Raw genomic sequence first — 6,454 nt, forward strand, 5'->3', positions numbered from 1 at the left:
GACTCGACTCACCTCATCGCCCCAAGCGGCGTCCGGAATGTTCGATGGCAAATGATCAAGAGAGGTAGCATGAGCGATGTCCAACCGCTTGCCGGTGACACAACCGCACCACCACTCGACAGAAGGATAGCGGCCACGCTGCGGCGAGCGGCTCCAGTGGCGATTGCGGTTGTGCCGGTCAGCATGCTGTTCGGCGTGCTGGCCGTGCGCGCTGACTGGTCGCTGCTGGAAGTGGTTGCCATAAGCCTGCTGGGTTTCTCCGGCAGCGGGCAGTTCGCCTTGCTGCCCCTTGCCGAGTCCGGTGCCGGCTTTTTCACCATGCTTTTGGTCACTGCCTCGATCAACAGTCGCTACCTGCCAATCGCCTATGCCTCGGCAAAGCGTTTGCCGGCAGCGGCTGGCAAGCGAGCGTGCCTGGCTCACATGCTGGGCGACGAGGCCTATGCCACGGAGCATGAGCGCGATAGCGGTGCCAGCCTGGGGTGGATTCGTATCACCATCTTCATCGCCTGGGCACTGGCCGGGCTACTCGGTGCGCTGCTTGGTCGAGTGATCCCGACTGCCTGGCTGGGGGCGGAGGTGAACCTGGGATATCCCGCCAGTGTGGTGCTGATGTATCTGTCGGCCGCGCAGTTGCGAGCCCGACTCTGGCACAACGGGCAACGAAGGGCGCCGGTATTGGCTGCGGCCGGGATGAGCGCAGGCCTGGCGCTGTTGCTCATCCAGTGGCTCGGCCCCGTGTACTTCTGGATACCGAGCGTGCTGCTCGCGACGGGAATTCTGGGGAGGGCGTGGCCGTGAGCGGGCCGGTACTGGTGGCGATTGCCGCGCTATTCACGACCAGTTGCCTGGTGCGTATCGTACCAACGTTCATTTCGCTGCGAATCGATCCACCGACCCAGCGCTATCTCGAACGTCTGCTGCCGGCAGCGGTATTTATCAACTTCGCCGTCTACATTGCGTACAGCGAGATGGTGCGTGAACCGCTTCCGGCGCTGCTCTCCTTGGCGATGGTCGGCGCCGCCGCCTTTCTCAATCGGCTGGGGTTGATTGGCACCGCCGTGCTCGGTACGACGCTCTATTTCGTGTTGGTACACATTATTGGCTGATTCGGTCCACCTATGCTCGATGACTCTCGGGAAGGCTTGGGGGCGCTGTGTGCGCTACCGGGTGGCCAGGGCAGCGGTGAGTTCGACGGCCGCCATCACGAAGAGAACCTGGCGGCCGGCCAGTGGCGTCAGCGTGGTCTCGCCGACTGCATGGGCCGGTCTCGCTGGTGACCTTCGTCGCCACGGTCTTCGCTGCCGAAGAGCTGGAGCGGCATGAATTCGGCCCCGAGAGCTTCCATGTGGAGATGAGGGTCGGCGACGCCGTCCTGGTCATCGAGGCGGGGGAGCTGCCGCCCGGCGTGGCGCCGTGGACCAATGCGCTCTACGTCTATGTCCCCGATGTGGATGCGGCCTATGAGCGCGCCATGGCGCTGGGGGCGGAAGCCATCTCGGAGCCGGTCGACAAACCCTACCAGGAGCGCCAGGCGGGCTTCAGGGACATGGCGGGGAATACCTGGTGGATCGGCACCTTCCAAGCCGAGCGAGGATGACGGCTAGAGCGTCGTGCGGGGACTGAAGGGGCGCGTCGAGTCGATCGCTGTCGATGCGGCGTGAGGGTGTCCACTGCTGCTGGGCAAGATCATTCGTCGCCGAGGCCCAGTAGCTGAACGAGTCGTGCACGCTCGGTAGTACCCTCTCGCCTGCCACCGGGGCTGGGCAGGCCACGCCTTGACCCCGGCGCCGAAGCGCCCGACCATTCGGCTCACCACCTCATTCGTGAGCCGCCGACACCGATGGAGCGGGGGCCGGCGGCCCCGGGACCACAAGAGAATGCGCATGACCCAGGAAGCCGAACTGGCCTCGCGCCTGCGCGAGCTGCTCATGGGCCTGCCCGCTGCGGCGCTGCCCATCACCTACCAGCAGGCCGCCGAGGCGCTGGGCCTCGCGCCGCCGCGCACCATCCAGCGCGTGGCGCTGGCCCTGGAAACGCTGATGCGCGAAGACGCCGCCGCCGGCCGCCCGCTGATCGCCGCCCTGGTGGTCAGCCGCCGCGGCGACCTGCCCCGGCAGGGCTTCTTCGACCTGGCGGTCGAGCTCGGCCGCCTTCCCCCCGACCCGGCCCAGCACCAGGCCGCCTACCGGGAGGAGCTCGCCCGCGCCATGGCCTATCGCCGTTGACGCCACGACCGAACCGCCTATGGGCCAAGCCAGACTTCGGTGCTAGGCTGCCTCTTGGAACCCGATAACGACACCGCCAAGACGCAAGGGACAGCCCCATGGCAGCGGACCGCCCCGAGCCCCCCATCACCCTGCACCCGCACGACCGACACGTGCGAGTCGTCATCGACGGCACCCTGATCGCCGACACCACCTGCGCCATCGAACTCCGCGAACGCGGCTACCCGCCGCGCCAGTACCTTCCCCGCGATGATGTGCGGATGGAGCGGTTGACCCCCTCCGACACCCTGACCCACTGTTTAGATTCTATGATCTTACCCAGTGCTCGAGGACGAGCGAGTGGGGGAAGGGCTCAGGCGCAGTGGGGCTGAATGGATGACATGGAACAATACTATAGTGAAATGTTCGGGTATTACGCTCGGCACCAGTGATCATCGTAGTACCATGCGGCCTCTCGTTGAGACCCAGGTGAGCATCATGACATCCAATCTGAACAACCGTTACGGCCTGAGCCCTGCGCATAGCGAAGTGGTAGAAGCGTGCAAGATGATCGCGCCATGCAGCGCCCTGGATATGGGCTGCTCCAACGGGCGTAACGCGCTATACCTGAGCGAGCTTGGCTTTGACGTGACGGCAGTCGACAACAACCCCGGCGCCATCGGTATGCTGCAGCAAATTGTGGGCGCTGAAGAGATCACCAACGTCTCGGCTCGGGTATACGACATCCACACAGCGGCGCTGGAGGCGGATTATGACTTCATTGCCTGCACCGTCACCTTGATGTTTCTCAACCCGGCAAACGTTCCCGCCGTGCTTGCCGATATGCAGGCACACACTCGGCCCGGCGGCTATAACCTGATTGTGTGCGCCATGAATACGCAAGAGCACCCGTGCCCGGTACCTTTCCCGTTTACTCTTCAGGAAGCCCAGCTGCGTGACGCCTACACGGGATGGGAGCTGATCAAATACAACGAAGACTTGGGCACCATGCACAACGGTGTGCAGCTGCAGTTTGCCACCATGCTGGCGCGCAAGCCGGAGTAGAGGCTCCATCGCGTTGCGTTTCAACGCGCGACACGTCGGCTGGAACGCCGTCAATCGATCAGCGCCTCAACTGCTGAGCCTCGGCCATCGCCTTGCCGAGGCGGTCGACGGCGGCGGCCGCCAGGGCTGCCACCGCGGCTGGGCAAGCCCACGTCCCGGCATTCCGTTGATCCAACGCATGGGACAAACCGTGCTTCGGTGCTAGGCTGAATCTCAGAACACCATAACGACACCGCCGATACGCAAGGGATGCCCATATGGCGATGGATAGCACCGAGCCCCGCATCACCCTGCACCCGCACGACCGACGCGTGCGAGTCGTCATCGACGGCACCTTGATCGCCGACACCACCTGCGCCACCGAACTCCGCGAACGCGGCTACCCGCCGCGCCAGTACCTCCCCCGCGACGATGTGCGGATGGAGCGGCTGACCCCCTCCGACACCCTGACCCACTGCCCCTTCAAGGGCGATGCTGTGTACTTCTCGTTTGGCGAGCACCAGGACGTGGCATGGAGTTATCAACAGCCGGAGGAGGGGATGGAAGCGATTGCCGGACGGCTGGCGTTTTACGGGGGTGAGTGGATGAGAGTTGTCGATCCAAAGCGGTTATGTCAGCAAAGGTAGCAGGTGCGCTCATTGGTGTTATGCATCATGCGCGGTGACTGGTGCTGAACAGTTAGTAGATGTAATTGTAAATAAGGAGGAATATGAATATCGAGTCCCTTGCGAGACTAATTGAAGCTTCAGATGTGTCCGTTTTTAGGTCCCTATCTGCTATCTTTGTGCCATTAATTGGTTTTAACGAGGCGGGTTATTGCGACGGCCCTCATGACGGCGGCAAAGATTTTAGCTTGCTTGAAATGCCTGGAAGCGGTATTGAGGTGGGAATTCAGATATCAGTAGATAAGGATTGGCGAAAGAAAATACAGGCGGATGCCGCAAAGCTGAAAAGTAGATACGGCACTAATTTAATGAATTTTATATATAGTCGGAGGATTCCTGAGGGAAGCTTTGAAAAGTTGAAAGAAGAAATTTTAGGTAGTCACGGCGTTGTAGTGGTAAAATATGACAGTCAATCTATCGCCATGCGACTTATTGATAGTGATAAGGTGAATGAGGCATTGATTGCAATGGGGATAGATATACATTCACCAACAGGTCTGGTGTCTAAGTATCTTGATCCAAAAAATGAAGCGATTGCATCACTTCTTCTGTTTGATGATGACTCTAAAGACTTACGGGAAAGGTTTTTTCAATCTATTATAAAATCTTCGCTTTCGAGAGAAGGAGAGTCTGAAAGAGAGGTTTTGATCAATGCTGTTAAAAGCCATTATAAATTGGCAAGTACGCAAAAGATAAAACTGAATTCAAGTATTGATAGGCTCTTGCAGAGAGGGGAGGTGATTAGCAAACAAAGTGTTCTCAAGCTTTCTAGAAAAGAAGCCTTGAAATACTCAGGACTTCGGCGAACGACAGAGCTAGAGCTTGAGCTTCTTAGAGGCGATTTCGAGAGTAAGTTGTCAGAGATGTCCCCGAGGGTCGATGAAAGTACAGAGAACCTTTTGCTTGAGAACTTTCTCGAGCTAACAATTGGTCTGGTAGGGAAGAGTTACAGTGCTTACGATGGTGGTGCAAAAAAAAATATAGCTTATCAGGGCATTAGAGAAATCATCTCTTCAAGATATGGGGAGGAAAGAGCAACGGAAATATTCAATGAGCTTTCGGAGTTTTTTTCAAATAAAGCGTTCGTAAAACATGTGGCTTGTGCAAAGTTATATGAGGCATTTCTTAATACCGGTTCGTCCCATTTAATAAATGCGCTTGGCGGCACGGAGAGTTTGAATGTTTATCTGGATTCCTCGGTTTTTATTCCAATTCTGTGTGGGCTTCTTTATGAGCCGGTGAATAGCCGCTTCTCAAAATCGGGAGCCTCACTACACAAGTTGATAGCGGATCACAGATTTTCTGCAATTGTGCCAAGTGATTATGTTGAGGAGGTCTCAAGTCATTTGATTGAGGCTTGTCGAGACTATAAGCATATTGTCGATTCAGATGTTGATCTTTCATATTCGGGAAACGCTTTTGTTAGCCATTTTTCGATGATGAAGAAGTCTGGATGTGATTTGAGCTTTGATGAGTATGTAAAAGTGTTTGGTGTTAGGCTGGGAACCATTAGTGAAGATATGTCAGACTCGGCTTTCTGGGCGATCCGAGATAGGGCATCTGCTGAGATAGGAAAGCTATCGGCGAGGTATGGATTTTCTGTTCAAAAAATTATGGTTGAGCATCTAGCGTCGAAAGTTAGATCTCTTAAGGTTTTGCTCAAAGAAAATAAAATATCGAGACCGGAGATTTTGATAAAACATGATGCAAAGGTGATTGGTTACTTGTCCGAAGACTATGTTCCATCTGGTCAAGTGAAAGTTCTTTGCACTTGGGATAAGGTTCATTCATTAAAAAACCCAGAGGGTCTTGATGGCTACTTTGTAATGCATCCAATAGCAATTATTGATTATTTGTCTCTGGCTAAAGGAAATGGTAGCTCCTATGGGGTGTCTCATCTTCTTGATTTTGCCTCAATGCAAGCTGAAACTGATTTGGAGTTAAGTGGTAAAGTTTGGGATGCTATTGCTAAGACTGAAAAAGACAATTTGTCCGACGCTGTTCTGTTGAGCAAGGCGAAAGAGTTTCAAGAAAGATATATGAAAGAACATGCCAATAATGATGGTGTCATTGATAAGTCTGTTGAGCAGATGTGGATCGCATGGAGAGAAGAAAATTCTTGAATAATTCTTCTGGAAAAAGGCTTTTCTGAACAAATTTCCGCTGCCACATTTTTTGCAAAAATTAAAAAACCGGCATCAAAAATTTGCTCGGTGAGTAAGGTTTTATATAGGATCGGTTTAGGCATATAGTCCTGTCCGAAAGCCGACATCTCTATTTTCGGAGATGTCGGCTTATCTACAACCTCCCCAACCCACTCACCCTCACCACCCGGTAGTTGTCAAGAAATCTGTCGCCTCTGAGTGCATTCACGCGGCCTGTTTTTCTGGCTCGGGCGTGGTGATCTGAAGCTCCCGCTCCGGGTTGAGCGAGACGGTGCCCACCGGCGCCCAGTTCCGGGTCTTCCCGCTCCAGCGGGCCGGGTTGGCCGCACGTGCCGCCTGATTGATGGCGTGG

General features: G+C 55.7%; 9 protein-coding genes. All 9 read left to right on the forward strand.

The window, feature by feature from the left end; genetic code table 11:
- Positions 1 to 69: 69 nt before the first annotated feature.
- The 9 genes from HOP52_RS18755 to HOP52_RS18795 all read left to right on the forward strand — a co-directional run bounded on the left by HOP52_RS18755 (position 70) and on the right by HOP52_RS18795 (position 6,060).
- Positions 70 to 801, forward strand: coding sequence for an AzlC family ABC transporter permease (locus HOP52_RS18755; RefSeq protein WP_238979062.1), 732 nt, complete (start codon positions 70 to 72; stop codon positions 799 to 801).
- The gene (locus HOP52_RS18760; RefSeq protein ID WP_238979063.1) at positions 798 to 1,109 is read left to right on the forward strand and encodes a hypothetical protein; all 312 of its coding nucleotides are present in this window, start codon (positions 798 to 800) and stop codon (positions 1,107 to 1,109) included. Before HOP52_RS18755 ends, HOP52_RS18760 begins: the two co-directional genes overlap by 4 nt.
- 12 nt (positions 1,110 to 1,121) lie before the next feature.
- Positions 1,122 to 1,280, forward strand: coding sequence for a hypothetical protein (locus HOP52_RS18765; protein WP_238979064.1), 159 nt, complete (start codon positions 1,122 to 1,124; stop codon positions 1,278 to 1,280).
- Positions 1,277 to 1,600, forward strand: a complete 324-nt coding sequence (locus HOP52_RS18770; protein WP_238979065.1) for a VOC family protein — start codon at positions 1,277 to 1,279, stop codon at positions 1,598 to 1,600. The genes HOP52_RS18765 and HOP52_RS18770 overlap by 4 nt, the downstream gene beginning before the upstream one ends.
- Before the next feature lie 286 nt (positions 1,601 to 1,886).
- Positions 1,887 to 2,228, forward strand: coding sequence for a hypothetical protein (locus tag HOP52_RS18775; RefSeq protein ID WP_238979066.1), 342 nt, complete (start codon positions 1,887 to 1,889; stop codon positions 2,226 to 2,228).
- 98 nt (positions 2,229 to 2,326) lie between these two features.
- The gene (locus tag HOP52_RS18780; protein ID WP_238979067.1) at positions 2,327 to 2,599 is read left to right on the forward strand and encodes a DUF427 domain-containing protein; all 273 of its coding nucleotides are present in this window, start codon (positions 2,327 to 2,329) and stop codon (positions 2,597 to 2,599) included.
- 106 nt (positions 2,600 to 2,705) lie between these two features.
- A complete protein-coding gene (tehB, locus tag HOP52_RS18785; protein ID WP_238979068.1) occupies positions 2,706 to 3,272 on the forward strand; it encodes a tellurite resistance methyltransferase TehB in 567 nt (188 codons plus the stop codon).
- A gap of 257 nt (positions 3,273 to 3,529) precedes the next feature.
- On the forward strand, positions 3,530 to 3,898 hold the full coding sequence (locus HOP52_RS18790; protein ID WP_238979069.1) for a DUF427 domain-containing protein: 369 nt from the start codon (positions 3,530 to 3,532) through the stop codon (positions 3,896 to 3,898).
- Between the two features lie 83 nt (positions 3,899 to 3,981).
- Positions 3,982 to 6,060 (forward strand): hypothetical protein, encoded by a 2,079-nt coding sequence (locus HOP52_RS18795; protein ID WP_238979070.1) that lies wholly within the window; start codon positions 3,982 to 3,984, stop codon positions 6,058 to 6,060.
- Positions 6,061 to 6,454 lie beyond the last annotated feature (394 nt).

Source organism: Billgrantia campisalis, assembly GCF_022341425.1.
GTDB classification, from domain to species: Bacteria; Pseudomonadota; Gammaproteobacteria; order Pseudomonadales; family Halomonadaceae; genus Halomonas; species Halomonas campisalis.